Here is a 26,133-nt window from a genome sequence, read left to right on the forward strand (position 1 = left end):
GCCCCATTAATTCGCATATTTATTTCATTATAAAATTCATGCTTCAAAAATTACTTTCAAGTTAGACAATCTAACAAACTGAAACATTGTGAAATGAATGTCTAAACTGTCTTAACGTATTATAATTCAAATGAATTATCTACAATGACCTTACCATCTTTAATAACTTTTTGAGCATGGTTTACGCCATAATGATACGGAATATATTCATGGTTTGGTGCATCCCAAACAACAATATTTGCTTTATCACCTTTATTAATTGTACCAGCATCAACATCAATTGCTTTTGCTGCGTTTACCGTAACAGCATTCCAAATTTCATTTGGTGATAATTTTAATTTTAATGCCGCGATAGACATAACTAACTGTAAGTTATTCGTTACACAACTGCCAGGATTAAAATCAGTAGCAATTGCAATTGCGCCATTATTATCAATCATACCGCGCGCATCTGCATATTGTTCTTTATCTAAATAGAAAGTAGTTCCTGGTAATAACACCGCTACCGTATCACTATCTCTTAATTTAGCTTTGCCTTCTTCACTAGATGCAACAAGGTGATCTGCAGAAATCGCACCTTCATCAATTGCTAATTCTAAACCACCTAATGGATCTATTTCATCGGCATGAATCTTCACAGCAAAGCCTTGCTCTTTAGCTGCTTGCATATATTTTTTAGATTCTTCTACAGTAAATACGCCTGTTTCACAGAATATATCTGCGAAGTCTGCATAACTTTTAACTTCCGGTAATAAGTCAATCATTTCTTGTAAGAATGCTTGATTTGATTCAGCATCTTTAGGTACCGCATGTGGTCCAAGGAATGTGTGTTTCATATCTAAGTTATATTTCTCAGCAAGTCGATTTGAAACTTTTAATTGCTTTAATTCATTTTCCTTATCTAAACCGTAACCACTTTTACTTTCGACAGCTAACACACCATGCTGAATCATTGTTAATAGATTTTTCTCAGCCTTTTCAAATAATTCATCTTCCGTGGCATTGCGTGTAGCTTCAACTGTTGATAAGATTCCGCCACCTTGCTCTAAAATCTCTAAATAAGAAACACCTTGTCGTTTTAATGACATCTCATGTTCTCTTGATCCACCATGAACTAAGTGTGTATGTGCTTCTACTAATGCTGGCGATACTACTTTACCAGTGGCATCTATTGTTTCATTAGCTTCATATTCATCTGTATGTGAACCAGAATAAACAACCTTTCCATCATTGATAACGACTGTACCATTTTCAATGATTTCTAATTCATTTAATTCTGCTCCTTTTAAAGGTCTATCCGTAGATTTCGGTAAAATTAACTGTTTTATGTTTTGGATAATTAAATCGTTCATTATTTCGCTCCTTTACCATTAATCATTGGAATTTTGATGCCTTTTTCATTTGCAACATCAATCGCTGATTGATAACCTGCATCAGCATGTCTCACTACTCCCATACCCGGATCTGTAGTTAATACACGTCCTAATCGTTTATCAGCTCGTTCTGAACCATCTGCTACAACTACCATACCAGCATGTAAAGAGTAACCCATACCTACACCACCACCATGGTGGAATGAAATCCAAGAACCACCAGCTGCTGTATTGATTAAGGCATTTAATACTGCCCAGTCACCTACAGCATCTGAACCATCTTGCATCCCTTCTGTTTCACGGTTTGGACTCGCAACAGAACCAGAATCTAAATGGTCACGACCAATAACGATTGGTGCTGAAATTTCACCTTCACGAACAAGTCTATTTAATGCTAAGCCCATCTTCGCTCTTTCTTCATATCCTAACCAAGCAATTCTTGATGGTAAACCTTGGAACGCAATTTTTTCCTCTGCCAAATCTAACCATCTAATTAATTTTTCGTTATCTGGGAATAATTTTCTCATTTCTTCATCTGCACGTTCAATGTCTTTTGGATCACCACTTAATGCCGCAAAACGGAATGGGCCTTTACCTTCACAGAATAACGGTCTAATATATGCTGGTACGAATCCAGGGAAATCAAATGCGTTTTCCAATCCATTATTATATGCAACTTGGCGAATATTATTACCATAATCAAACGCAACTGCACCTTTTTGTTGGAAAGCTAACATTAATGATACGTGTTCTTTCATTGAAGCTTCAGATTTTTTAACATATTCTTTAGTATCTTTTTCTCTTAAAGCCTTTGCCTCTTCTAAAGAGTAACCTTGTGGTACATATCCATTTAAAGGATCATGTGCACTTGTTTGGTCAGTAATGATATCAATTTTAAAGCCTTTATCTAAAATTGCTTTATGCGTATCAACTGCATTACCCACTAGACCAATTGAAAGTGGTTTACCTGCATCGCGTGCTTCAGCCGCTAATTCTAAAGCTTCATCTAAGCTATGTGTTTTTACGTCGCAATAACGTGTTTCAATACGTTTATCAATTCGCGTTTCATCTACATCTACGCCAATTACGACTCCACCATTCATCGTAACAGCAAGTGGTTGCGCACCACCCATACCTCCTAATCCAGCCGTTAATGTAACTGTACCAGTCAATTTACCATCAAAATGTTGATTAGCTAATTCACCAAATGTCTCATATGTTCCTTGAACAATACCTTGTGAACCAATGTAAATCCAGCTACCTGCTGTCATTTGCCCATACATCATCAAGCCTTTTTTATCTAATTCATTAAAGTGATCCCAATTAGCCCATTCTGGGACTAATACTGAATTTGATAATAATACGCGAGGTGCTTCTTCATGTGTTTTAAATACAGCAACAGGTTTACCTGATTGAACTAACATAGTCTCATCAGCTTCTAAATCACGTAAAGTATTTTCAATAGCTTCAAATGCTTCCCAGTTTCTAGTAGCTTTACCAATACCACCATAAACAACTAAATCTTCTGGTCGCTCTGCTACTTCAGGATCTAAGTTGTTATACAACATTCGTAATACGGCTTCTTGTTCCCATCCTTTACACTCTATATCTAAACCTTTTTTAGCTTCGATTTTTCGCATAGTTCACTACTCCTTTGTTTTATTATAATTTTTCATTAATATATGCAATATTGCACAATTACCCCTAAAATCAAATCATATTTCATAGTTGCATTTTTAATTATCATACTTGTTATATAATTCAGTATATTATGATAATATATAGACTACAAATATAAATAAACTACCTATTTATAGTTTCAAGTTATAAATGGTAGTTATTACTTTGGAGGATAAGTATGAAAATAATACAGTTAGAATATTTTGTTGCTGTCGTTAAATATAATAGTTTTACTAAAGCAGCTAATTTTTTACATATTAGCCAACCTTCACTGACTGCGACCATAAAAAAGATGGAAGCAGATTTAGGCTACGACTTATTCATTCGTACAACCAAGGAAATAAAAATCACTGAAAAAGGCATTCAATTTTACAACTATGCACAAGGTTTAATTCACCATTATCATCAAACAATTGAAAAAATGTATGATTTAAATACGAGTCATGCACCTAAAATAAAGCTATCTATTCTAGAGTCTTCAAACCAATGGATTTCACAAGTCATTTCCATTCATAGAAAGCAATTTACTGATCAAACTTATTTGGTTTCTGAGGTACATGATCAATCAAAAACAATTGATCAATTATTAAATTTTGAAAATCATATTGGACTAACAAATGAAATTATCAATCACGAAGCGATAAAATCAATTCCTTTATATAAAGAATCTTATGTTCTCATTACACCTAAAAATGCCTTTCCAGATATAAAGGCCATTGAAATAGAAGATTTACCGTTGATATTACCAACTAAAGGATCTCAAGTGCGCAAACATTTAGATGATTACTTTAATCGTATGAATATTAGACCTAATGTCATCATGGAAGTTGATCGCTTTGAAGCGGCAGCAAATTTTGTACACAAAGGACTCGGATACGCAGTTATACCTCAAGTATATTTCCAATCCTTTAACACACGAAATTTAGACGTCATTCATATTAAACCTAACCTAGGACGCACGATATACATCAATTATTTACAAAAAAGAAAGCACTCAGAACGAGTACTTTCTCTTATAAACCAATGTATAAATTACTGGGACATTACACAATAAAGTGGTGTAAAAAGTTTGCTGATAATTTTGCAGTTCTATTATCAATATCATATTTCGGATTCGTTTCCGCAATACTAATCGTCGACACTTTATCATTAGAAACAATGCGCTTTGAGAGTTCTAAGACAATATGTGGAAACAATCCGAGTACACCATTAGCACTCACTCCTGGTGCAAATGCACTATCAATGACATCCATACAAATCGTAAACATTATAACATCATGATCGTGGACAAACCTCTCAATTTTATCTTTGATTGGAGGAGAAATTTGATGTAAAAGTTCTTCAGAATATACATAACTGATGTCCTTTTCTTCTGCGTAATCAAATAACCCTTGTGTATTTCCACCTTGTTGAATACCTAACACTAAATAATCAGCATTATCGTCTTGTTCAAGAATTTGTCTAAAGCTTGTACCAGAAGTTGAACCCGATTCTTTACGTGTATCAAAATGTGCATCAATATTAATGACGCCAATTGATTCATCAGGGTATGCTTGTCGCGTGCCTAGATATTGTGCATAAGCTATATCGTGCCCACCACCTAATAAGAATGTCTGTTGGTGTCGGTGAATAGAATTCGCTACATAATGTGCAAATTCTTGTTGCGTTTCTTCAAGTTTTTCATGATTATGCTCGACATTTCCATAGTCAAAAATCGGTGTTGTATTTTGAACTGGTAGATTGGCAAATGCTTGCTTTATAGCATTTGGCCCCTCTTTGGCACCAATTCTCCCCTTATTCAGCTCGACACCTTTGTCCACTGCATAGCCTAGTATACCTATGCCCTGACGTGAACCACTAGGAGCTTCGTTAATATCTCCAAAATGGATTGTTTGAAAATGTCTAAATTGAGCAGAATCTTCTTCACTGTCAATTCTACCTTTCCATAATTCACGTTGTGCTAACTTATACATAGTTCTCCTCCTTTTGAATCGCTATGAACAATTAAAGTATACGCTTACATTAATCACAATTCAATTTATAATTATAATTTACCCACTTATTAATTATTTAAATTTTAAAGTCTAACATTATTTCAAAATGCATTTTCTAATCATTTCGAGTATTACATTTCAATGATATTTACCTGAATTTAATTTATTTCTTTAGGATAAATATGTATAATTAACTACAAATGAATTAATTGAAACCCTACTGGAGGTTACATAATGAATACAAAACGTATACCTGGTTTTCAATGGGCAATGAGCATTTTTATATTTTACGTTATTGCCTTTGCATTACCGATTATACTTAAGGATTTTCAAAGTAAAATTCCATTCAAAACTTTTGTCTTTGAAATGAGTGTGCTTGCACCTTTTATTGCAGCAATCATTTGTATAGCAGTATTTAAACATAAACGTGCACAACTAGGCGGCTTGAAATTTTCACTGAGCCTTAAAGTAATTGAACGTTTGATATTAGCATTGATATTACCATTAGCTATCTTTATCATTGCCATGGTCAGTTTCAATGTCTTTGCCGATAGTTTTGTCTTATTACAATCAGAAGATTTGTCAGTGTCAATATTTTCTGTGATTATCGGCCAACTATTAATGGCGTTCTTTGTTGAATTTGGTTTCCGTTCTTATTTACAACATATCGTTGAAACTAAAATCAGTACATTTTTCGCATCTATTTTAGTTGGTATCATGTATGCAATATGGAATATTAATATCGCATTTTCATTTGACTATACACTTTATAATTTATTATATTCGTTTGCATTTTCAATGATTATTGGTGAATTAATCCGCTCTACAAAAGGACGCACAATCTATATTGCAACATTATTCCATGCAGCAATGTCATTTGGTTTAGTATTTTTATTCAATGAAGAATTAGGCTATGTATTTTCTATGAAGGTAATCGCCTTATCTACAGCAGCTGTTGCAGTAGTTTATATTCTCTTAAGTTACATTATCCGCATCTTCTTCTACTTCTTTACAAAACGTAATTTAGATGAAGTAGACGATAATAATTATCTCGATCATGTAAATGAACATTCAGATAATAACAACACTACTGACAATACGCAATCACTTGATAATACTGATACAGCAGCGACTGCTAGTCATAGTCAACAATCACACAACAAAGATAGTGCATTAACAAATGATACTCAAAATGGTACCCAACAAAATACAGAGCTAACTGACAAGCAAACAAATGATCCTCAAAATGATCATTTTAAATCTAATCATTCAGAGCAAAACGCTACACACCAACAGGTTACTCACAACACTTTACCAGAGGATGAATCACAACAAACAGAACAACCTGAAATACAGTCAACTAAAGATGCTGATGAAACAGTTTATCCTAAAAGTACAACAGAGGCGCAACAAAGTAAAACACAGAGTGCTGTTGAAACAACAACTGAGAGAGCGAATCATGATGAACAACATGATGGTGAATTAAAACAAAGTGCGCGTTATAAATCTGATCGTAAATCATCTGCTGTAAGTGATGCACAAGCTTCGATTGCCCAAGATGAACAATCGTCTGAAACATCATCTACTGATGATGAAAGCACTCATAACGAACGCTCTAGCTTCAATTTAAAAAACAAACGTGGACATAGACGTTAAAAAACATTAAGTATCTTGTGTTTGAACCATATTATATTCAATATATAAGACACATCGTTAATATAGTAGTTACTATATTAACGATGTGTCTTATTTTTATCTTGGGAGCATATACTCAGAAGGATTAATGATCGTAGAGTGAAAAATCAGAGTACGTGTTATGTCAGTTCTTCGACATACTACTAGGTAAGCGAGCAATATAATACATAATACAAATTACACAATTATCAAATAAAAAAGGCATGCCTCAAATAATTGAAGCACACCTCTTATTTACTTAATGCAAATCATTACCATAAATTAGAAACTATTTATTTTTCACTTGAACACCTGAAGGGGTCCCCACAATAACTTGATCTGTTACATCCAAGAAATATCCAGTTTCCAATACACCAATTAAATGAATCAAATATTCATGCATTGCAAACGGTTCAATATCCTTATTCAATACTAAGTCTAATATGTAATTGCCATTATCTGTAATAAAAGGAACATCGTCAACCATACGTCTAATAGCCGTTACACCCTTACTACGCTCTATTTCCTTAGCTATTAACAACCAATTGAATTTATCCACCTCAACAGGAAGTTTGAAAGTTTCTCCTAAGTATGAAACTAGCTTAGAATCATCTACAAGGACAACAAATCTTTTTGCCATGGCATCAATAACCTTTTCTCTAAAGAGTGCACCACCGCCACCCTTTATAAGATTCAAATTAGGATCGACCTCGTCAGCCCCGTCAATTGCTAGATCAATATGTTCAACATCATTAACATCTACCACATGCATCCCTAATTCCTTAGCAATAAATGCAGTCTTATTAGATGTACACACTCCCGTAATATTAATTTGTTCTCGCTCAAGCTTTTCTGCTATTTTTGGGACAAGTAACTCAATTGTTGAGCCTGAACCTATGCCTAGTATCATACCGTCTTTAATCTGGTCTAACGCATCATTAAATGTACTTATTTTCAGCTGTTTCTTATCCATAATGCTTCCCCTCTACTCACAGTACTTTTATTTTTATTGTACATGAGTTTATTAAAAATACCTAGTTAAAAAATAAAATTCAAGATATATAAACCTTTACTTTTCATTATAATGCGATTGCTTTAAAATTATAGTAATTAATCATATATTCGGGGGAGTGGCACAAATGATATATGCCTTAAATGCGATTGCTACTGGTAAAGTTCAAGACTTACCATATAGTAAGAAAAGACCAATGCGTTCAGCACTAGATAAAGTTAAATTCGAAGGGGAAATGTATTTAACTAAAACTGGGTTTGTCGAAGATGAACAAGAGTATAAAGATCACGGCGGTCCAGATAAAGCTGTTTGTCTTTATAGCAAGAAAAATTACAGACTTTGGGCAGATGACCTCTCAGAATTACCGAACTATGCAATGTTCGGAGAAAATCTAACCGCTATAGATTTAGATGAGCAAGATGTTTATTTCGGAAATCAATATCAGCTAGGTGAAGCCATACTTGAAGTTTCTGAAATACGAGAACCTTGTTGGAAAATACAAGAAAAGTATCAAATTAAAGATTTAGCTAAAAGAATGTCACAATCTTGTAAGACTGGATTTTATTTTCGTGTGATTCAAGAAGGCTTTGTACATGAAACATCCAATTTAAAACTTATTAAAACAGCAGAGCCAAAAACTGCCCTATCAGTTCATGAATTAAATGATATTTATTACAACGATAAATTTAACATCACACGTTTAAAATACGCAATTAACAATCCATACTTAACTGAAAAGCGGAAAGCAAAACTTGAAAAGTTCCTATCAAGAGCAGAAGCAAAAGTAACAAAATAATAACAATAATATTAAAAACCACCAATACCTGAGCAATAAGCTAATGGATTGGTGGTTTTATGCTTTAAAAATATTTAATTATTGTAATCTATTGTTCTTTTCCTTTTTCAAAAATCTTATAAGATGTTTTAGAATAATAAGGTTGTCCCGCTTCTATAATTGACGGCGCTTTTTCGCCTAATAAATTTATATCGTTTGGTATACATTGTGTTTCAAGTGTGAATCCAGAATGTGCTTTATAAATATTAAAGTCACTTTCCCAACTTGTTGTATCATTGAAAGTAAATATAACTACATTAGGCATATCTGTCTGAACTTTCAATAGAAAATGTTTATTCTCGACAGTCATTTCATTATTACCAATGTCAAATGGATGATCGATGCCACCGTAACGAGACATTTGTTCTTGAATCACACCATCTTCACTATTAAAGATATCTTTAAATTGAATACTTTCAGAGCCAAATTTATGTATCAAATCTACTGGTTCTAAACTTGCAACAATATTTTCTTCATCTAATAGATACATATCTAACTTAGAACTACTAATACAATGATTATCAATCACATTATTATCTCTATTTAAATTAAAATATACATGGTTCATTGGATTAAACAATGTTTTTTCTGTAGCTGTTGCTTTGTACTCAATCGTCCATTTATGGTCAATGTCATAAGTATGTATGATTTCTAAATCAATATCTCCAGGAAAATGATCGTTTTCCGATTTTATTGTTGTCGTAAAGACAATCTTTATTTGCCCTACTTGCTCTATTACTTCATAATCGAAAAATTGTGTATCTAATCCTTTTGGACCACCATGTATATTATGGTTATTGTTATTTTTGTCTAAGTGATAAGTCTTACCATCCAATTCAAAGGTTGCATCGGCAATTCTTCCACCATATCGGCCAATAGTTGCACCGAAGTTGAATGGATTTTCCTGATAAAATTCATCAGCTTCGACAACATTGCCTAACACGATATTATTATCATCAAATTTCCATGAGACAATGCGTGCACCATAATTTGTAAATACAATTTTAGTTTCTTCATTATCTATTTTGATTAAATCAATTCCATTACTTTGGCTTTCTACTTTTGCAAACATCATCAATTACTCCCTTTCAAACCAAAGATACTATTAACTACTTTGGCTTTATCATGAATAAAAACATCAATTACAAATGTAGCCTTCAACGACACTCATACTATGGGGTATAGTGTGTACGTAGGCAATTAACTGCTTCACTAAAACAAGTTTCGACAAATTCCACTTAATTGTTGTACTTCAATTGAAATAATATTACATAATAGTCCCATGAATACTTTAATGCACATCACTCAGATTCACATTCCCTTTCGAATCGATAATACTAAGTTATTTATACTTGCAACTACAATTGAGTGATTGTTTGGTACTCTCCTTATATTGATTACTTAAATACATTGTAACAATTTGTTCATATATTTATCTATACTAATCGTAAATTCTAACAAACTATAACAAAAAATGTTATAGTTTTTTCTAATTTTATAATTTTTATGAAATCATCTCTATATAAATTCCAATTTCATAGTTATTTAATAAGTTTTACATATAACTGATTATCTACTTTTAGTCTTTCTATAACCTTAATCGCATACAAAAGGCTATCTCAATATTTATAATTTGTGAGATAGCCTTATACTTCCTAACTATTCTAGTTTATCTCTTATTAGCAATGCGTTTAAATGCCTGTATAAAACCTTTATCAAAGCTTAAAATAGTATCTTTATAACTACGAACTGCAATCCATAATAAAATGATAATCGTCACTATAGATAAAATAACACTCACAATGATTTCCCACAATGCAACTTCAGGTGTCGCTGCCCTCACAAACATCACAAAAGGAGAAATCAATGGAATAAAGCTAGCTATTTTAACTAATAAAGTATCTGGATTCATAACACTAAATAGTGCAATATAAAACCCTATCATACTCAGTAATGTCATTGGCATTAACGCTTGGTTTATATCTTCGATTCTTGCCGTAATCGAACCCAGAATTGCTGCTAATATAATATATGACAATATACCTAATAATAACGAAATGATACCTACTGTAATTAGTTGTGCCGTTAAATCATTTGGTTCAATTTTAAAGCCTTTTAACATTTTTCTTATATCAAATACGAAGAAACTAATTAAACCAACTATGAAGAATATCGCAATTTGTGTTAACGCTACTGCGATTACCCCAAAAATTTTCGCTAAAATATGCGTTACAGGAGACACACTGGTAATGATCATTTCAATAACACGTGATGTCTTTTCTGTAGCAATTTCCATAGCAACTTGCCCTGCGTAATTAATTACGATAAAGAACATCAACATTACACCAGCATATACGATAATCATGTTGAATCCTTTTTGAGCCTCAGTTAAATCAGATTGTGCATTGGTATTATCAACAACTTCGGAAGTCACCTTACTTTGAGCTTGTAGTTGCTTTAATTCATTTGCTGACAAATTAAGATTTGCTGCTGTTAATTGTGTTTGTATTGTAGATAACACGGCTGACAGTTGTTGTTTATCATCTGTAGACACACTGTCTTTACTCATAATCTTACCTTTAATTTTTTGATTATCTGAAATTGTGATGACATAAGCTTTGTCTAACTTATCTTTTTTTATTTCAGATTTTGCAGTTTGTTCAGTAACCTTTACATACTGTGCATCATCATCTAGTTGTTTACTTTGCTGATCAATAAGTTTATAAATTTGCTTGTTATCTGTAACAATTCCTACTTTATCGCTACCATGATCAAACAAATCAATAATTTTATTTATATTTGCTGCTGCAAGAATCAGTACGATGACTATTATTGTGAAAATCTGAAATGATTTCGTTGTTACTTTATTTTTATAAGTTAATTTAAATGTTGACCAAAATTTATCCATTTAAATCACCTACTTTATCAATAAATATCTCATTTAATGATGGCTCTACAACTTGAAAACGTCGTACGTATCCGTGTTGAATAACTTGCTGATAAATCACTTCAGCAGTAGCTTCATCATTGATCGTTAACTCAATATTCCGCTTCGTCCTATTACAATCTAGTACACCGTTAATATTCTGTAAATCATCTAATGCTTTATCAGTTTCAATAATCACCTTTTTATTACCATGATTTGATTTTACTTGGTCTATTGGTCCTGAAACCACTAATTCTCCTTTATTTAAAATGCAAACATCATCACATAATTCCTCAACATGTTCCATTCGATGCGAGCTATAAATAATTGTCGTACCCTCTTTATTTAAGTCATTAACAGCAGATTTTAACAATTCCACATTCACTGGATCCAAACCACTAAACGGTTCATCTAATATTAATAATTCTGGTCTGTGTAACATACTTGCTAATAATTGAATTTTTTGTTGATTACCTTTTGATAATGATTCAATTTTCTTTTCCCTATTTTGTTCAATATCGAATCTATCGAGCCAATAATCAATTTCTTTATTAATCGCTTTATTTTTCATGCCTTTTAAACTCGCCAAATAACGTAATTCATCTTCGACCTTCATTTTTGGATGAAGTCCTCTTTCTTCAGGTAAATATCCAATTCGGTCATATAAAGTTTTATCAATAATTTGATTATTATACAATATCTGGCCCTCTGTAACTGGCGTCAATCCCAAAATCATTCGAAATGTTGTCGTCTTTCCTGCACCATTACGCCCTAGAAAGCCTAGCATCTTTCCTTCATCTAACGACAACGAAATGTCATTTACTGCAACAAAGTCTTTATATTTCTTTGTCACATGGTTTATCGTTAACATGTATTCATCCCCTCTCCTCATTATGTATAACACGATCATACCACGACATTATTTAAAATACATATTAAATTAATAGTTGTATTATCTATAGAACCTACTATTGTATTAAGCTGAATCATATAACCTGTCATCATACATTAGTTTGCCCTACTTTACATCAGTAATTGTAATCGCTATCATTAGCTTAAATAGTTTTCTAATTATAGCGTAGGAGGTAGTTCAATTATGACATACAGTATAGGCATCGATTATGGTACTTCATCTGGACGCGTATTTTTAGTCGATACTACAAATGGTAATATTGTTTCAAGCTATATTAAAGCATACAGTCACGGTACAATTTCTGAAACACTAAATGGACAAGAACTTCCTCATCATTATTTTTTACAGCATGCAGATGATTATGTCGACATTCTTAAACATGGCGTAAAACATGTACTAGAGGAAAGTCAAGTCAATCGAGATGAGGTCATTGGTATCGGCATTGATTTCACAAGCTGTACAATCGTTTTCTTGGATGATCAGTTTGAGCCTTTACATAACCATAACGATTTAAAAGATAATCCACATGCATATGTCAAACTATGGAAACATCATGGCGCGCAAGACGAAGCTACACTAATGAAGGAAGTAAGTGAACAACATGATCCATCTTGGATACAGTATTATGGGCATAATGTAAATAGCGAATGGATGATACCAAAGATATTAGAAGTAAAAAAACATGCGCCAGAAATACTAGAACGTGCGAGCTATATTATGGAAGCAGGAGATTACCTTGTTAGTTTGTTAACTGGTAACAATACAAGATCAAATTGTGGCATTGGATTTAAAGGATTTTATAATGAACAAGATGGCTTTAACTACAACTTTTTTAAAGCAGTTGATAGCGAGTTGCCAACAATAATTAAAGAAAAATGTGAAGCACCTGTAATTAACATTGGCGAAAGTGCCGGTTGTCTCACATCAGCATTCCAACAACTATGGGACTTAGCAAGTAACGTCCAAGTTTCTCCCTTTATCATTGACGCACATTCAGGTGTACTTGGCGTGGGCGCTATTGAAGAAGGCGCATTCACTTCAGTTATAGGCACAAGCACATGTCATTTAGTATTAGATACTAAACAAGTACCCATACCTGCAATTACTGGTTCAGTAAAAGATGCTATTATTCCAGGAATGTACGCATATGAAGCAGGTCAACCTGCAGTAGGTGACTTATTTAACTACTCAGCAAATTTAGCACCAAAGGAAATTGTAGATGAAGCACAAGCACAAGATAGAAGCGTATTAGAACAACTTGAAATACTCGCTTCAAAAATTGATATAGCAAAACAACATGTTACAGTATTGGATTGGCATAATGGGAATCGTAGTATCTTAAGTGATAGCCACTTAACTGGTAGTGTAATCGGACTCACATTAACTACTCCTTATGAAATGATTCATAGAGCTTATATTGAAGCAACAGCCTTTGGTACGAAAATGATCATGCAACAATTTGAAAACAATCAAATCGACATTCATACTGTCTATGCAGCTGGTGGTATTCCAATGAAAAGTGAGTTATTAATTGATATATACGCTAATGTGTTAAATAAACCAATTGTTGTCATCGACGCTAGCAATGCTACTGCATTAGGTGCAGCAATGTTAGGCGCATTTGTCGGAGGTGCATATGATTCCTTAGAGGATACTGTTGTCGCAATGAAACAACCAATTTACTATAGCAAACAGCCTGATCCAGAAAAGGTAGAACAATATGAACGTTTATTTAAACGATATCAATCATTCCATGATTTATTAGGTAAATCTTATCCATCCTATAGTTATATTTAAGGTTTAGACATGAATGAAAATGAATGACTAAGTGACTCAAAAATTATGAGCTATTTTAAAATTGAAAAGGTGCTAACTCCTGTGTACTCGCACAACTCAAAATCAAATCGATGTAGCAATTTCTCACGCAAAGTGTGCACCCTATTTTTAATTTCTAACAAAAATCTGCTAAGAAAAATTTATTTCTAGGATAAAGTTCTAACAAAAAAACTGTCGAAACGGTTAAACCCAGTTCGACAGTTAATATTTTATTAAAATTCACATTATTCTATTCATTTCAAGCTACGATTATTTATCTTCTCGCTCACTTAAATGTTTAAAACGCTGCTCAGAATTTGATGATTCAACTACAATGTCATCATCCGCAGGTGCGTTGCTGTTGTTTTTATTTTGCTTAGTTTGATAAAAACTACTATATTTATGGCTTTGTCCATATTTATTCGTTTTTCTTTCGCTATCTAAACAACAAATAACGAGATTATAAATACCCATACCTAGATATAATAAATAAATTAAAATCGAGATAATACTTGTAGACGCTTTTTCATAATAAGGATCAGTAAAATTAAATGCTATTATAATTGAATAAGTGACTATATATACACCTAAAAATATAAGTGGTATTAACATCGATCTACCAGTATCATGGAAACGACGTATGTATAATGCATAATTAGGAATTAACGTTGCTAAAGCATATACAAATAATATAATTCCCATAATCATCATTAAGATTAAACCGAAAGCACCCACACCATCTGATTCCACAGAAAAACCAGAAATCATAATAACTAATCCAATTATATATAATATAAATACGGGAACCATAAATATTAGATGCCACAACGCCATAAACCAATATTCACTGCGGCGCGCTCTACCTTTAAAATTTACATACTGTTTCCAAAACAGTTTAAGCGCTTGACCAAAACCAATTTTCCTCTCCATATGCTACTCCCTCCTATTAAAATATAATCTCCCTTAGGGCTTTGTTTAAGAGCAAATCTTTGATACATTTATACTTACTAAACAAGTACCCTTACAATATATAGTGTATCAAAATATTTTGTTTTTGATAACATAATTTTTTATATATACTAGTTTTAAAATTATTTTATAAGTAACAAACAATGGAGGTAAAGTTTTCATGGATTTTATACATAGGGACACCATTACAATTGCTCGTGATTTACTCGGCGTGCGCATTATTTTTCATGATGAACAACAAAGATTAACGGGATATATTGTAGAAACTGAAGCTTATGTAGGCACAAAAGATCAAGCTGCCCATGGATATAAAGGTAAACGTACTCCAAAAGTTGAATCTTTATATAAAAATGGTGGTACAATCTATGCACATGTCATGCATACACATTTATTAATAAATTTTGTTACACAGCAAGAAGGTATTCCTGAAGGCGTATTAATTAGAGCTGTCGAACCTGAAGAAGGTATCGAAATCATGGCAAAACGTCGAGGCAAAACAGGTTTTGAAATAACGAACGGTCCTGGTAAATGGACAAAAGCTTTTAACATTCCACGATATTTGGATGGTTCTCGTTTGAATGAAGGGCGTTTACTCATCGATACTAAAAACCGTAAATATCCTCAACACATTGAAGAAAGTGCACGCATTGGTATTCCTAACAAAGGAGAATGGACAACTAAACCATTAAGATTTACCGTCAAAGGTAATCCATATGTTTCAAGAATGAAGAAAACCGAGATGGACAATCCAGATTTAACATGGCGTATGTAACCTGGCGTATGAAACACAATATGATGCTTCGTACATATGATTATCTCTAAACATAGAACTTATCATTAGAGAGACATATCATGAACTGAAAGTAAATAACAAGCGCTGAGATGACTTTGACAAAAGACATTTAAGCGCTTGTTTAAATTATTATTGCAATTGATTTATTTAATATCTAAGTTTCTTTGTTCAATCCAAGCATGTAGTCTTGGACCATAAACAATTTGTGCTTGCTTTAATTCGTCTATAGATTGGGCATTTAACATTGTCATTATTTTCTTCATATGGTCAGTGAATTGTTCTGCATAGTCTAGTGTGGCTGTTATCCCATTATTCTCAACTTGATTTAAAAATGGGCGCGACATACCTACTGCTCGTGCACCAAGTGCTAAACATTTCACAGCATCTAATGGTGTTCTCACACCACCACTAGCAAAGAAGTTCATGTCTTGTTGGAACGCAGTAGATTCTAACAATGATTCTACGGTAGTTTGACCCCATTGCCCAAGGTAATCCATATCTTTATATTCGCGACGTTCATTCTCAATATCAACAAAGTTTGTGCCGCCTCTGCCACTAACGTCAATATAACGTACGCCGATTTCATTTAACGCCTTTATCATCTCTTTACTCATGCCAAATCCAACTTCTTTTACAATAACAGGAACTTTAACACGTTGTATGATTTGTGCTAAATTCTCCATCCATGTAGAGAATACCCTGTTCCCTTCTGGCATAACTAATTCTTGCGGTGAATTCACATGTACTTGTAATGCTTGAGCATCTAGTAATTTCACAGCTTCTTCAGCCTTGTCTACAGGAACATCTGCACCAACATTACTAAATATCATACCTTCTGGATTGGCATCTCTAACTACACTAAATGAAGAACTCATCTTTGCATTTCTCAAAGCAGCATGAGTCGAACCTACTGCCATTGCCATTCCAGTTTCTCTAGCAATAATTGCCAATTTTTCATTTATATTTTTAGTCCATTCACTGCCACCTGTCATCGCATTGATGTAAATCGGTTGTTTCATTGTGAAATCCTGTAATTCACTCTGCAAGTTCACATCAGCGACATCGATATTTGGAATCGAATGATGGACAAACCTCATTTCATCAAAATCTGAAATTGAAGCATCTTGTTGTGCCATCGCTATTTCAACATGCTCATTTTTTCGTTGTTCTCTTTTTAAATCGCTCATTAATTTTACTCCTACTCTTAATCCTTATTGTCAGTTATCTATTCATCGGAAACACAGTTCCGTTATTGATTTCCCAGTTAAAACCATTTCTTTCTTTTAAAATATATAATACAAGCAATACTGATTAATAACATCAAGCATAGAACCATGTAGTAACCATAATGCCATTTTAATTCAGGCATATTCGTAAAGTTCATCCCATATATACCAGTTACTAAAGTTAAGGGTAAAAATATTACCGACACCAAGGTCAACACTTGCATCACACTGTTCATCTTGTAAGACGTGTAGGATGAATAATTATCTCTAATTTCATTAGTCATCTCTTGCGCTATCTTCAATATGTTAACTTGTTTAATTAAATGATCATCTATATGTTGAATATACATATGATTTTTATTATCTACAAGTAAAATGTGGCTCTCCTTTAAATCATCGACAAGCTCTCTCATTGGATAAATAATACGCTTTATTTGAATGATTTGAGATCTAATCTTATAAACCTTATCCATGACTGTTTTATTTGTACTTTCATCAACTTGATGGTCTTCAAATGCATAAACCTTATCTTCTATTTCAGTTATTGGTTTAAAGTAACTATCGACCATCTTGTCTAAAATATGTAATACTAAATCCGATGTATCTAAATCTGGTTGAAAATGTTCAGTTATTAACTGTTCAACATCAGACAAAATAGCAAAGGGTTTATGATGATACGTAATGAGCATATTATCTTTAATGAATAAGTTAAGTGCTTTAATCGTATTATCATGTGTCACACTATGAAACACGATATATTGGTATGTGTCATAAGCTTTGTACTTCGCACGCGGTGTCCCATTAACTGTATCATCTATTTCTAGTTTATTAAAGTTAAAATAAGACTGTAAGATTTCATTGTCTGCCGCAGTAGGTTCACTAAAATCACACCAAATTAATGTAGCATCTTTGGGTATCGTTTCAATTTGATCGACTTGTTGTAACTTTTGTTTAGCAGTTTGATATTTAATCGTCATACTCATATCGTCACACCTCAAAGTATTTTCTTTATTTTATCATGAAATACAATACGTGTAAGTTAATAATAAATTTAGTAAACTAAAAGTAATTATTTTGTAGTATTAAGAATCTTCAAGGAGTTTTTAGAATGAACATACCATTTACTTATAATGCTAAAGTAACTGAGGATATGATTGATCATAACGGGCACGTACATGATGCAAATTATAATATTGTATTTAGTGAAGCAATTAATCAATTTAACTACCAACACGGCTTATCACTAGAGGAACGTGAGCAACTCAACTACACGTTGTTTACAGTTGAAGAACATACGTCATATTTGGCAGAATTAAAATATCCTAGTACGTTTACGATAACTATCTATCTTTATAATTTCGATGCTAAAAGACTACATTTCTTTTCAATTATGACAAACGCTGATGGGACAACTGTAGCAACAAATGAAGCAATGATGCTAGGAATCGATAGACAGACCAATCGTACAGCACCTTTCCCAATGCAATTCACAACTCAAATAACAGATGTTTACAATCAACAACCCAACATAGAATGGCCAAAGCAATTAGGTCACCGCATCAACATTCCAAACTAAGGAGTTCAATATATGACACAATCTATGCATGAAAAAGTACAAATGCAACTTTATGATTTACTTGATACAACTAAATATGAATTGAGCGAACTGAATCAAAAAAAAGCACTGGTTATAAATGGACCAGACAGTAAATTAATTCAACGCGGTTTCGATATTGCATACTACCAAGGACAAAAGAAAGCGCTCGACGCCATTGATACACTGCTCAATACTTATAGCGATACTGATACATTTTTAGCGCATTATGAAACTTATGCAGCCAATTATTCAACTGAGTATCAAGATTTACTATCAAAGTTCGACAGACTTAGCGAACCTACAGATGACTTTGAACACTTTATTGCTCAATATTATCAACTTAAGGGTCAAATACATGTCATCCATACTATTAGAACAACGATTCATAATGATAAGGAAGTCTAATTTCATCAATTAATTTATAATAATTAAAAAGGCAGGCAGACATATATCATGTCATTGCCTGTCCTTTTGTTTGATTATTGATATTCTTTTTTAATCAGATTTTGAAATTACTTCGTGTTCATAAATTAGGATAATAAATTGTGTGATCTTGTTTTCATCTATAGTTAATCAGTAACGTTTACTTATCACATATACTATTGATTTATTGTATTCACAATTTGCTTTACAACTTTATGTGACTCTCTAATTGGTAACAATGGAAAGGCATTAACCATTCGCTTATATTCATAAAAATGAATAGGTCGTTGGTTATCTTCCAGTAAATGCGCCAATTTAGTCATATCAGGTAAATATATTTCTCTCGTGCCACCAAACATATATATCGGTGGCAAGTGTTCAAGTGACCCATTCAATGGAGATACACGTTGGTTATCTAATGGCGTATGCTCAGACCATTCACTTAAAATACGTTGCACTCCTTGCTTGTTTACAATGACATCTTTACGCTCAAGTTCCTCAGTGATGTCCTCATTACTAAATGTCGCATCTAATAATGGAGAAAAAAGATATATTTTGTTAGGCAGCGGTTGACCTTCAGCTACTAGCTGTTGTACAAAACCTAATGCCAATGCCCCACCTGTACCATCACCCATCAAGACAATATCCTCATTGCTACATTCTGTTAACAATTGGTCATAAACTTGTTGTATAGCCTTATATGTGTCATCAATGTGATATTCCGGCGCTTTGGGGTAGATAGGTAATACCACTTCATTAAGCGTACTTAAAGCAAGCTTATCCATGAAACGCCAGTGAAATGCAGAAGGTTGCAACACATTATACCCACCGTGAATATAAAGTATCTTTTTCTGGTGACTATGACGAAATCTAAATCTAAATAGTTGCATATCCCCTAATTGCTGTTTATCTAAATCAGATTTTACATTCAATGTTTCTGGTTGCTTATGCTTTTTTTGATTTTGCTGTTCTCTATTTTTCAAAAAGCGCTCGAAATCCGTATCATTTTCAAAAATGATTGAGCGAAACGGTAATAAGTATTTATTTATGAATTTCGTTGTTAATCTAGATTTCATGTTTAATCCATCCAATCTCAGTTTATTACGCAAACCCATGAAAAATTTCATATTATTTGGAATATCAAATAAATGTTATGGTAAAATTAATTCAATGACATTTAATTTCAGCCATCGTATAGTGTGAATAAGCAATTAATATTATATCTAAACGATTTTATATTTTAAGTATACTATCCCAAATTTTAAAATATATCAATTACTTCACATTATAACAAAACTATCATTAAAATCACAAAATAGTACCATTGCAACTATTTAGAAAGGAGTACACTCATGGCAGAAACCAACCGTCAATTCGAAGATTTTGAACATACATTAACTAGCGAACCTATGTACAGAGGCACACGACATAGCCGAAAGAAAAAATCGTGGATTAACATCGTGATTCAAGTTATCGTGCTAATATTAGTAGCAATTACAGGCTACAGTATGTTTAAAGAGCCCATATTAAATTTAACTTTCGTTAACGAACCTATCACATTCCATCAAATAACGAACTTACAGAACACAATGAATCACATGGGTAACTTAAATATCAATATTGAAAATATCGATAATCTCCAATCACACATTGATAGCTTAATACTCGTATTTTATGTATTTTTTAGTGCATGTATATTGAGCTTAATCTTAACGATCTTTACATTGATATTTAACCGTACTGCATTAAAAATGTTGAATTTATTTATTTTAGCAATCATGTTTGTCATCACATTTGGTTTCTCATTTTTAATTGAGAACATTGCTAAAAGTATTTCCGACTCAATGAGCCAACACTACATTAACCTTAGCCCAGAACAAATATTAACTGAGGCAGTTGCTATTCATAACGCATTCATCTTATTAACATGTAGTATCGCATTATTAATTATTAGCCTATTCTTCAGAAATAGACAAACTAAATTTTAATATAATAAAAAAACAGGAAGTATTCATTATGAAAATGCAAAACTCAATGTCCACACTTAGCGCGTGAAAACATTTGAGAAATGCTATTCAAATAATGAGTCTTCCTGTTTTTTAATACTTATTCTTCATTTGACATATAATGAGATTTACCTTTTAAGAATAAACTCAAGACAAATGCTAACGCACTTAATCCTGTTGCGATTAAGAAGGCACTGTTAACACCATTAATAGAGGCTAATTTTTGAACAAATTCTAACACACTTTGTGTTGCCATTTGTTCTCCACCTAATGCTTGTGACATTTCTTGTAGTCTATCTTTAATAAATGGATTTGTTTTATCTAATGCTTGACTGTATGAAGCGATATGTTGTGTTGTCTGAGTAGACATTACCGTAACTAACAATGCTGTTCCAATTGAACCTGCTAATTGTCTTAACGTATTTGTTAACGCGTTACCATGTGCGATTAAACGCTGTGGTAATGAGTTCATACCTGCTGTCATAATTGGCATCATGATAAAACTCATACCAAATGAACGAACAATATAAATTAACATTAAATGACCATAAGTCGTATTCATGTTTAATTTTGTTAACTCCCATGTAGCATAGGTCATAATTGCTGTACCTACTAATGCTAATGGTTTAATACCAATTGAATCAAGTAATCTACCGGCGATAGGTCCCATAACACCCATAATTAATGCACCTGGTAGTAATAATAAACCTGATTGTACTGGCGTAAATCCTCTTAAGTTTTGTAAATATAATGGTAATAGGATCATACCACCAAATAAACTCATCGTAACAATCATATTGATTACTGTAGTAAGCGTGAATCCTGAATATTTTAATACTGCCATATCAAGCATTGGCACACGCATAGTTACTTCTCGAATTACAAATGCTGCAATAAATACAACACCTGCGATTAATGAAATAACAACTACTGGTGAACTCCATGAATCATTACCTGCTTCACTGAAGCCGTATAACAATGCACCAAAACCAATCGTACTAAATATAATACCTGGTATATCGGCTTTTGGATTTGTAGTAACTTGGTACACTCTAAACCAAATATATGCGATTGCAAGTGATACCAAACCAATAATAAACATACCATAGAACATTACGTTCCAGTGATAGTTTTCAACGATATAACCTGATAATGTAGGACCAATTGCTGGTGCTAATATCATCGCTATACCTAACATACCCATTGCTGCCCCACGTCTTTCTGGTGGGAAGATTGTCATAAATACATTAGTACCAAGTGGCATTAAGACACCAGCACCAATTGCTTGTAAGACACGTCCGACCATCATCATTGTAAACGAACCTGATAGTCCACAAACTAGAGAACCTATTGTAAATAATGTCATAGAAACTAAGAATAATTTTCTATAAGAATATTTATTAAATAAAAACGCACTGATTGGTATTAAAATACCATTCACTAACATAAACCCTGTCATTAACCACTGACCAGTATTCGCAGAAATATTAAAATCTGTATTGATTTTTGGTAATGCAACGTTTAACAGTGTTTGGTTTAAGATCGCAATAAACATACCAAATATCATTGCGATTAATACTTTACCTTGAGATGTCCCTTTACCGAACATAAATGAACTATGTTTTTGTTTTAACTGTTCATTTACTTGGGCTTCTTCTGAATTAGGGTTAATTTGCTCATGGTCTGAATCTGTTGTTGTTTGTCTGTTATCTTCAGTCGATGCTATAGATTGAGCTGGATTTGCTTCAACCTTATCTTGATCATCTTCTACATCTTGTTTATAAGATGATGCTACATTTGATTCTTTAGAATCATGGTCGTCATTCACTTTAAATTTAGATTGATAACTTTCATTTGAAGCATGCTTACTATGCTTAGTTTGTTCCAATTGTCGTTTTGACTTTCTTTTGCTGTTTTTTACAACAACTAAATTAATCAAAGCAACAAGAATGAGCGCTATGACTACGTAAATAATAATGAAGGCCATTGTCATTTATAGACCCCCCTTAGTTTTTATGAATTTTGACTTCAGCGTTCATTCCTGGAACAACATTTTTAGATGGTTTTGAATCAAGTGAAATTTTCACAGGTACTACTTGAGAAACTTTTGTATAGTTACCATCACTATTTGATGAAGGCATTAATGAGAAGCTAGAAGCTGTTGCTTTACCGACTTCTTCAACTTTACCTTTAAGTTTCGCATCTTCACCGTCAAGTTTTACATCAACATCTTTACCTTCTTCAACATCTGCAATATCTTTTTCATCAACATTGGCAGTAATGTAAGAATCATCTAAATTATAAGCATATGCTATTGGAGAACCTGCTTGAACCATAGAACCTTCCATAGCATCCGTTTTTACGATTGTACCGTTTTGAGGCATTTTAATAGACATTGTTTGAGCTTGTCCATCATCGCCTTTAACTGCGATTTTAGCGACTTTGTCACCTTTATCCACTTTTTCGTCGTTTTTCACGTCGAAAGATTTAATTTCACCAGAAGCTGGGGCAGAAACTTTAATTTGTTCGCCATCAACTTTGGCATTATCTGTACTTACATAACTTGTAGCTTGATTATAAAAATGGAAACCTACTACTCCTAAAATCACAAGAACTACAATGGTAATGACATTGATTAATACCATTTTCTTCATTACTCTTTCCTCCTATTTGCTTTTAAAATTCACTTTATATATTATAGAGACATGAAAATCAAAAAAACACCAACAGTTATTTTAAATGTGTTGGGTAGGTCATTTTTTGTTCTTTTTAGAGGGAGGAAACATGAAACGAAACGCAAAATATAAAATAATAAAAAATATGATTATCCTCTTAGAAGAGCAACCATTTGAAAATATAACCATCAAGATGATTTGTGCATATAGTGGCATTAATCGAACTACCTTTTATGATTATTTCCAAGATAAATATGATTTAATGACAACCATTCAAACATATCATTTAGACAAATATACTAAATTATTAAACGCATTCTACGATAGCTTTAAAGATGTTGAAATTGACCACTATAAATTATATAAATTCTTCAAAGTTATTTTAACTTACATTCAGAGACACTATGGTTTCTTCCATGCCATATTAGTCACTCATCCTAATCGAGATTTATTTTCAGATTATGTCCACGAAACAAAGGAAACCTATACAAAGTTACTGGATAATTACACAAATGTTTTAAATAAAAAGCAATTTGTAATCTATGCAGTAGGTGGACAAATCGGACTTATTTATTATTGGATTAGAGAGGATTGTAAAGAATCACCCGACGAACTTGCACAAATCCTGTTGGCTAATGCCATTAAACTAAGGCGATAATCATAAACAAACATCGTGTGTATAAAGAGGTTGTATAAATTACAGCAACTCAAATTTAAGCTCATAAGATATGACAATATACTTCTATATAATTAGTTTATATAGAAGTATTGGATGGTTTATAAGTACAACACAACATAAAAGAACCGAGTACTGTATCTGAATACAATACTCGGTTTCTTAATTATTATTGCGGTTGCTTTGCTTTGAATACAAAATAATTCAAAATTTGTAAAATAATCAATAATATACCAGATATGATAATGATACTCACATATGGAATGAAGTTTGCTTCTCCAAATAAACCTACTAATGGCGTGACAATACCACCTAATAATGATTGCACTAAACCTAATAGACTAGAAGCACTGCCATTACCGCCTGTTCGTTCCTCCATTGCAATTGAAAATCCTAAAGTAGCCACACCGGTAACAGGTGCAACAAGAATAATAAATCCAATAAATAATAACCAGATACTCAAATGCATTGATAGTGTAATGGATACCCATGCCACACCTATCAGTTGTACTATAGTCAATATTCTCAGTAGTACTAAACGTTCAATATAATCTACTAATTTTCCTGTAGCCTGACTAGAAATAATTAAACTAATTCCCACACAAGCAAACATAATACTAAATTGTTGAGCTGATAATCCATAAATCTTTTGTGTTAGGAATGGCGAAGCTGATATGTAACTAAAAAGCATTATAAAGGTCACGCCTTGAATCAACATAGGTAAGACGAAACGCGGAGTAACAAGTAAATCTTTAAAGTTCTTAAAAATACTTAATAGATGCGGGCTGTCTCTATGGTCTATTGGTAATGATTCCGTTACTTTAAATACAGTGCCCGCCAACATAGCTATACCAAATAGTGTAAGAATGACAAACACCATTCTCCAAGAGGCAAATGATAGGATCACCCCACCTAATGCAGGGGCAATGACTGGTGCGACACCGTTAACTAACATGAGTAATGCTAAGAATTTAGTAAGTTGCTTTCCACTATACAAATCACTAGAGATTGCTCGTGAAATGACTGCCGCAGCTCCTCCACAAAATCCTTGAACAAATCGTAAACTGACCATTATCCAAATATTATCAATAAAGATAATACCAATACTGGCTAATGTAAAAAGTAGCATTGCTATCATTAATGGGAGCTTTCTACCAATGGCATCGGAAATCGGTCCAACAAATAAATTCCCTAAGGCTAAACCTATCATAAAGAATGAAAGTGTCAGTTGTGCATTTGAAGTTGTCGTATTAAAGTCTGACTGTATTTGAGGCAAACCTGGTAAGAACATATCAATAGATAATGCACCAATGGCTGTTAAAGCACCAAGTATGATAATAAACAATAAAGATTGCTTTTGAGTTTCTTGTGTTTTATCCATTTAAACGCTCCTATAAATAAATTTAGGCTGCCAATGTTTCTACAGCCTATTTGAAGTATATTATTTTGTCGTACTGTTGTAGTTCAAATTTCCATTCAACAGTTAATTGCTATTAATTATATCTTTAGCGTATAACTTTTTAAATACCTTACTACAATATATTCA

23 protein-coding genes are annotated in these 26,133 nt (G+C 32.9%); 9 read left to right on the top strand and 14 right to left on the bottom strand.

Annotation, left to right across the window (positions count from 1 at the left end; translation table 11 throughout):
• Positions 1–119: 119 nt before the first annotated feature.
• Together hutI and hutU are read right to left on the bottom strand one after the other, a co-directional pair.
• Positions 120–1,352, bottom strand: coding sequence for an imidazolonepropionase (gene hutI, locus ACF91D_RS16485; RefSeq protein ID WP_042739345.1), 1,233 nt, complete (start codon positions 1,350–1,352; stop codon positions 120–122).
• Positions 1,352–3,013: a urocanate hydratase gene (gene hutU, locus ACF91D_RS16490; protein WP_107527585.1), complete on the bottom strand. Its 1,662-nt coding sequence runs from the start codon at positions 3,011–3,013 to the stop codon at positions 1,352–1,354. Before hutU ends, hutI begins: the two co-directional genes overlap by 1 nt.
• Positions 3,014–3,231: 218 nt before the next feature.
• Here hutU and ACF91D_RS16495 point away from each other — a divergent pair, with 218 nt between their 5' ends.
• Positions 3,232–4,107, top strand: coding sequence for a LysR family transcriptional regulator (locus ACF91D_RS16495; protein ID WP_107527508.1), 876 nt, complete (start codon positions 3,232–3,234; stop codon positions 4,105–4,107).
• On the opposite strand, the gene hutG is transcribed toward ACF91D_RS16495, so the two are convergent.
• A complete protein-coding gene (hutG, locus tag ACF91D_RS16500; protein WP_107527509.1) occupies positions 4,097–5,026 on the bottom strand; it encodes a formimidoylglutamase in 930 nt (309 codons plus the stop codon). The genes ACF91D_RS16495 and hutG overlap by 11 nt on opposite strands.
• 255 nt (positions 5,027–5,281) lie before the next feature.
• Between hutG and sdpC the strand changes: the two genes are divergently transcribed.
• Positions 5,282–6,703: a peptidoglycan release complex CPBP-like subunit SdpC gene (gene sdpC / locus ACF91D_RS16505; RefSeq protein WP_107527510.1), complete on the top strand. Its 1,422-nt coding sequence runs from the start codon at positions 5,282–5,284 to the stop codon at positions 6,701–6,703.
• A gap of 307 nt (positions 6,704–7,010) precedes the next feature.
• Here the strand turns inward: sdpC and ACF91D_RS16510 are convergent, their stop codons facing one another.
• A complete protein-coding gene (locus tag ACF91D_RS16510) occupies positions 7,011–7,697 on the bottom strand; it encodes a ribose 5-phosphate isomerase A (RefSeq protein ID WP_042739340.1) in 687 nt (228 codons plus the stop codon).
• Positions 7,698–7,860: 163 nt separating this feature from the next.
• Between ACF91D_RS16510 and ACF91D_RS16515 the strand changes: the two genes are divergently transcribed.
• The gene (locus ACF91D_RS16515; RefSeq protein ID WP_107589289.1) at positions 7,861–8,529 is read left to right on the top strand and encodes an MOSC domain-containing protein; all 669 of its coding nucleotides are present in this window, start codon (positions 7,861–7,863) and stop codon (positions 8,527–8,529) included.
• An 88-nt stretch (positions 8,530–8,617) separates the two neighbouring features.
• Here the strand turns inward: ACF91D_RS16515 and ACF91D_RS16520 are convergent, their stop codons facing one another.
• The 3 genes from ACF91D_RS16520 to ACF91D_RS16530 form a co-directional block, all read right to left on the bottom strand.
• Entirely contained in the window at positions 8,618–9,640 is a 1,023-nt protein-coding gene (locus ACF91D_RS16520; protein WP_182475614.1) for an aldose epimerase family protein, read from the bottom strand.
• Between the two features lie 597 nt (positions 9,641–10,237).
• A complete protein-coding gene (locus ACF91D_RS16525; RefSeq protein ID WP_107527513.1) occupies positions 10,238–11,476 on the bottom strand; it encodes an ABC transporter permease in 1,239 nt (412 codons plus the stop codon).
• Positions 11,469–12,365 carry an ABC transporter ATP-binding protein gene (locus tag ACF91D_RS16530; RefSeq protein ID WP_107527514.1) on the bottom strand — a complete coding sequence of 299 codons (897 nt, stop codon included), beginning with the start codon at positions 12,363–12,365 and terminating at the stop codon, positions 11,469–11,471. Before ACF91D_RS16530 ends, ACF91D_RS16525 begins: the two co-directional genes overlap by 8 nt.
• A 225-nt stretch (positions 12,366–12,590) precedes the next feature.
• Here ACF91D_RS16530 and ACF91D_RS16535 point away from each other — a divergent pair, with 225 nt between their 5' ends.
• The gene (locus tag ACF91D_RS16535; RefSeq protein WP_107527515.1) at positions 12,591–14,204 is read left to right on the top strand and encodes a ribulokinase; all 1,614 of its coding nucleotides are present in this window, start codon (positions 12,591–12,593) and stop codon (positions 14,202–14,204) included.
• A 288-nt stretch (positions 14,205–14,492) separates the two neighbouring features.
• Here ACF91D_RS16535 and ACF91D_RS16540 read toward each other — a convergent pair whose 3' ends face one another.
• A complete protein-coding gene (locus ACF91D_RS16540; RefSeq protein WP_119624452.1) occupies positions 14,493–15,152 on the bottom strand; it encodes a DUF805 domain-containing protein in 660 nt (219 codons plus the stop codon).
• A gap of 199 nt (positions 15,153–15,351) precedes the next feature.
• Here ACF91D_RS16540 and ACF91D_RS16545 point away from each other — a divergent pair, with 199 nt between their 5' ends.
• Positions 15,352–15,963 carry a DNA-3-methyladenine glycosylase gene (locus tag ACF91D_RS16545; RefSeq protein ID WP_107527400.1) on the top strand — a complete coding sequence of 204 codons (612 nt, stop codon included), beginning with the start codon at positions 15,352–15,354 and terminating at the stop codon, positions 15,961–15,963.
• A 164-nt stretch (positions 15,964–16,127) separates the two neighbouring features.
• Here ACF91D_RS16545 and fni read toward each other — a convergent pair whose 3' ends face one another.
• Together fni and corA are read right to left on the bottom strand one after the other, a co-directional pair.
• Positions 16,128–17,171 carry a type 2 isopentenyl-diphosphate Delta-isomerase gene (fni, locus tag ACF91D_RS16550; RefSeq protein ID WP_042739332.1) on the bottom strand — a complete coding sequence of 348 codons (1,044 nt, stop codon included), beginning with the start codon at positions 17,169–17,171 and terminating at the stop codon, positions 16,128–16,130.
• Between the two features lie 77 nt (positions 17,172–17,248).
• A complete protein-coding gene (gene corA, locus ACF91D_RS16555; protein ID WP_107527399.1) occupies positions 17,249–18,193 on the bottom strand; it encodes a magnesium/cobalt transporter CorA in 945 nt (314 codons plus the stop codon).
• 125 nt (positions 18,194–18,318) lie between these two features.
• Here corA and ACF91D_RS16560 point away from each other — a divergent pair, with 125 nt between their 5' ends.
• Positions 18,319–18,786 carry a thioesterase family protein gene (locus ACF91D_RS16560; RefSeq protein ID WP_107527398.1) on the top strand — a complete coding sequence of 156 codons (468 nt, stop codon included), beginning with the start codon at positions 18,319–18,321 and terminating at the stop codon, positions 18,784–18,786.
• 12 nt (positions 18,787–18,798) lie between these two features.
• The gene (locus ACF91D_RS16565; RefSeq protein ID WP_107527397.1) at positions 18,799–19,212 is read left to right on the top strand and encodes a hypothetical protein; all 414 of its coding nucleotides are present in this window, start codon (positions 18,799–18,801) and stop codon (positions 19,210–19,212) included.
• A gap of 194 nt (positions 19,213–19,406) precedes the next feature.
• Here the strand turns inward: ACF91D_RS16565 and ACF91D_RS16570 are convergent, their stop codons facing one another.
• On the bottom strand, positions 19,407–20,306 hold the full coding sequence (locus ACF91D_RS16570) for an alpha/beta hydrolase fold domain-containing protein (protein WP_107527396.1): 900 nt from the start codon (positions 20,304–20,306) through the stop codon (positions 19,407–19,409).
• 276 nt (positions 20,307–20,582) lie between these two features.
• On the opposite strand from ACF91D_RS16570, the gene ACF91D_RS16575 reads away from it, so the two are divergent.
• Positions 20,583–21,218 carry a hypothetical protein gene (locus ACF91D_RS16575; RefSeq protein WP_107527395.1) on the top strand — a complete coding sequence of 212 codons (636 nt, stop codon included), beginning with the start codon at positions 20,583–20,585 and terminating at the stop codon, positions 21,216–21,218.
• 118 nt (positions 21,219–21,336) lie between these two features.
• Here the strand turns inward: ACF91D_RS16575 and ACF91D_RS16580 are convergent, their stop codons facing one another.
• Together ACF91D_RS16580 and ACF91D_RS16585 are read right to left on the bottom strand one after the other, a co-directional pair.
• Positions 21,337–23,229, bottom strand: a complete 1,893-nt coding sequence (locus ACF91D_RS16580; protein ID WP_107527394.1) for a DHA2 family efflux MFS transporter permease subunit — start codon at positions 23,227–23,229, stop codon at positions 21,337–21,339.
• 13 nt (positions 23,230–23,242) lie between these two features.
• A complete protein-coding gene (locus tag ACF91D_RS16585) occupies positions 23,243–23,890 on the bottom strand; it encodes an HlyD family secretion protein (protein ID WP_042739325.1) in 648 nt (215 codons plus the stop codon).
• Positions 23,891–24,020: 130 nt separating this feature from the next.
• Here ACF91D_RS16585 and ACF91D_RS16590 point away from each other — a divergent pair, with 130 nt between their 5' ends.
• Positions 24,021–24,569, top strand: a complete 549-nt coding sequence (locus tag ACF91D_RS16590) for a TetR/AcrR family transcriptional regulator (RefSeq protein ID WP_107527393.1) — start codon at positions 24,021–24,023, stop codon at positions 24,567–24,569.
• 187 nt (positions 24,570–24,756) lie between these two features.
• Here ACF91D_RS16590 and tcaB read toward each other — a convergent pair whose 3' ends face one another.
• The gene (gene tcaB, locus ACF91D_RS16595; protein WP_107527392.1) at positions 24,757–25,968 is read right to left on the bottom strand and encodes a putative multidrug effflux MFS transporter TcaB; all 1,212 of its coding nucleotides are present in this window, start codon (positions 25,966–25,968) and stop codon (positions 24,757–24,759) included.
• Positions 25,969–26,133: the final 165 nt, after the last annotated feature.

This window comes from Staphylococcus sp. 231237_7MaSpsaltlick (assembly GCF_043107035.1).

Coding starts and splice junctions, on each gene's coding strand:
- ACF91D_RS16515 (WP_107589289.1), top strand. CDS start 7,861: ATGATATATGCCTTAAATGCGATTGCTACTGGTAAAGTTCAAGACTTA.
- ACF91D_RS16495 (WP_107527508.1), top strand. CDS start 3,232: ATGAAAATAATACAGTTAGAATATTTTGTTGCTGTCGTTAAATATAAT.
- ACF91D_RS16565 (WP_107527397.1), top strand. CDS start 18,799: ATGACACAATCTATGCATGAAAAAGTACAAATGCAACTTTATGATTTA.
- ACF91D_RS16540 (WP_119624452.1), bottom strand. CDS start 15,152: ATGGAGAGGAAAATTGGTTTTGGTCAAGCGCTTAAACTGTTTTGGAAA.
- tcaB (WP_107527392.1), bottom strand. CDS start 25,968: ATGGATAAAACACAAGAAACTCAAAAGCAATCTTTATTGTTTATTATC.
- corA (WP_107527399.1), bottom strand. CDS start 18,193: ATGAGTATGACGATTAAATATCAAACTGCTAAACAAAAGTTACAACAA.
- ACF91D_RS16575 (WP_107527395.1), top strand. CDS start 20,583: ATGGCAGAAACCAACCGTCAATTCGAAGATTTTGAACATACATTAACT.
- ACF91D_RS16590 (WP_107527393.1), top strand. CDS start 24,021: ATGAAACGAAACGCAAAATATAAAATAATAAAAAATATGATTATCCTC.
- ACF91D_RS16570 (WP_107527396.1), bottom strand. CDS start 20,306: ATGAAATCTAGATTAACAACGAAATTCATAAATAAATACTTATTACCG.
- ACF91D_RS16535 (WP_107527515.1), top strand. CDS start 12,591: ATGACATACAGTATAGGCATCGATTATGGTACTTCATCTGGACGCGTA.
- ACF91D_RS16525 (WP_107527513.1), bottom strand. CDS start 11,476: ATGGATAAATTTTGGTCAACATTTAAATTAACTTATAAAAATAAAGTA.
- hutU (WP_107527585.1), bottom strand. CDS start 3,013: ATGCGAAAAATCGAAGCTAAAAAAGGTTTAGATATAGAGTGTAAAGGA.
- sdpC (WP_107527510.1), top strand. CDS start 5,282: ATGAATACAAAACGTATACCTGGTTTTCAATGGGCAATGAGCATTTTT.
- hutG (WP_107527509.1), bottom strand. CDS start 5,026: ATGTATAAGTTAGCACAACGTGAATTATGGAAAGGTAGAATTGACAGT.
- ACF91D_RS16530 (WP_107527514.1), bottom strand. CDS start 12,365: ATGTTAACGATAAACCATGTGACAAAGAAATATAAAGACTTTGTTGCA.
- hutI (WP_042739345.1), bottom strand. CDS start 1,352: ATGAACGATTTAATTATCCAAAACATAAAACAGTTAATTTTACCGAAA.
- ACF91D_RS16560 (WP_107527398.1), top strand. CDS start 18,319: ATGAACATACCATTTACTTATAATGCTAAAGTAACTGAGGATATGATT.
- ACF91D_RS16520 (WP_182475614.1), bottom strand. CDS start 9,640: ATGTTTGCAAAAGTAGAAAGCCAAAGTAATGGAATTGATTTAATCAAA.
- ACF91D_RS16545 (WP_107527400.1), top strand. CDS start 15,352: ATGGATTTTATACATAGGGACACCATTACAATTGCTCGTGATTTACTC.
- ACF91D_RS16580 (WP_107527394.1), bottom strand. CDS start 23,229: ATGACAATGGCCTTCATTATTATTTACGTAGTCATAGCGCTCATTCTT.
- fni (WP_042739332.1), bottom strand. CDS start 17,171: ATGAGCGATTTAAAAAGAGAACAACGAAAAAATGAGCATGTTGAAATA.
- ACF91D_RS16585 (WP_042739325.1), bottom strand. CDS start 23,890: ATGAAGAAAATGGTATTAATCAATGTCATTACCATTGTAGTTCTTGTG.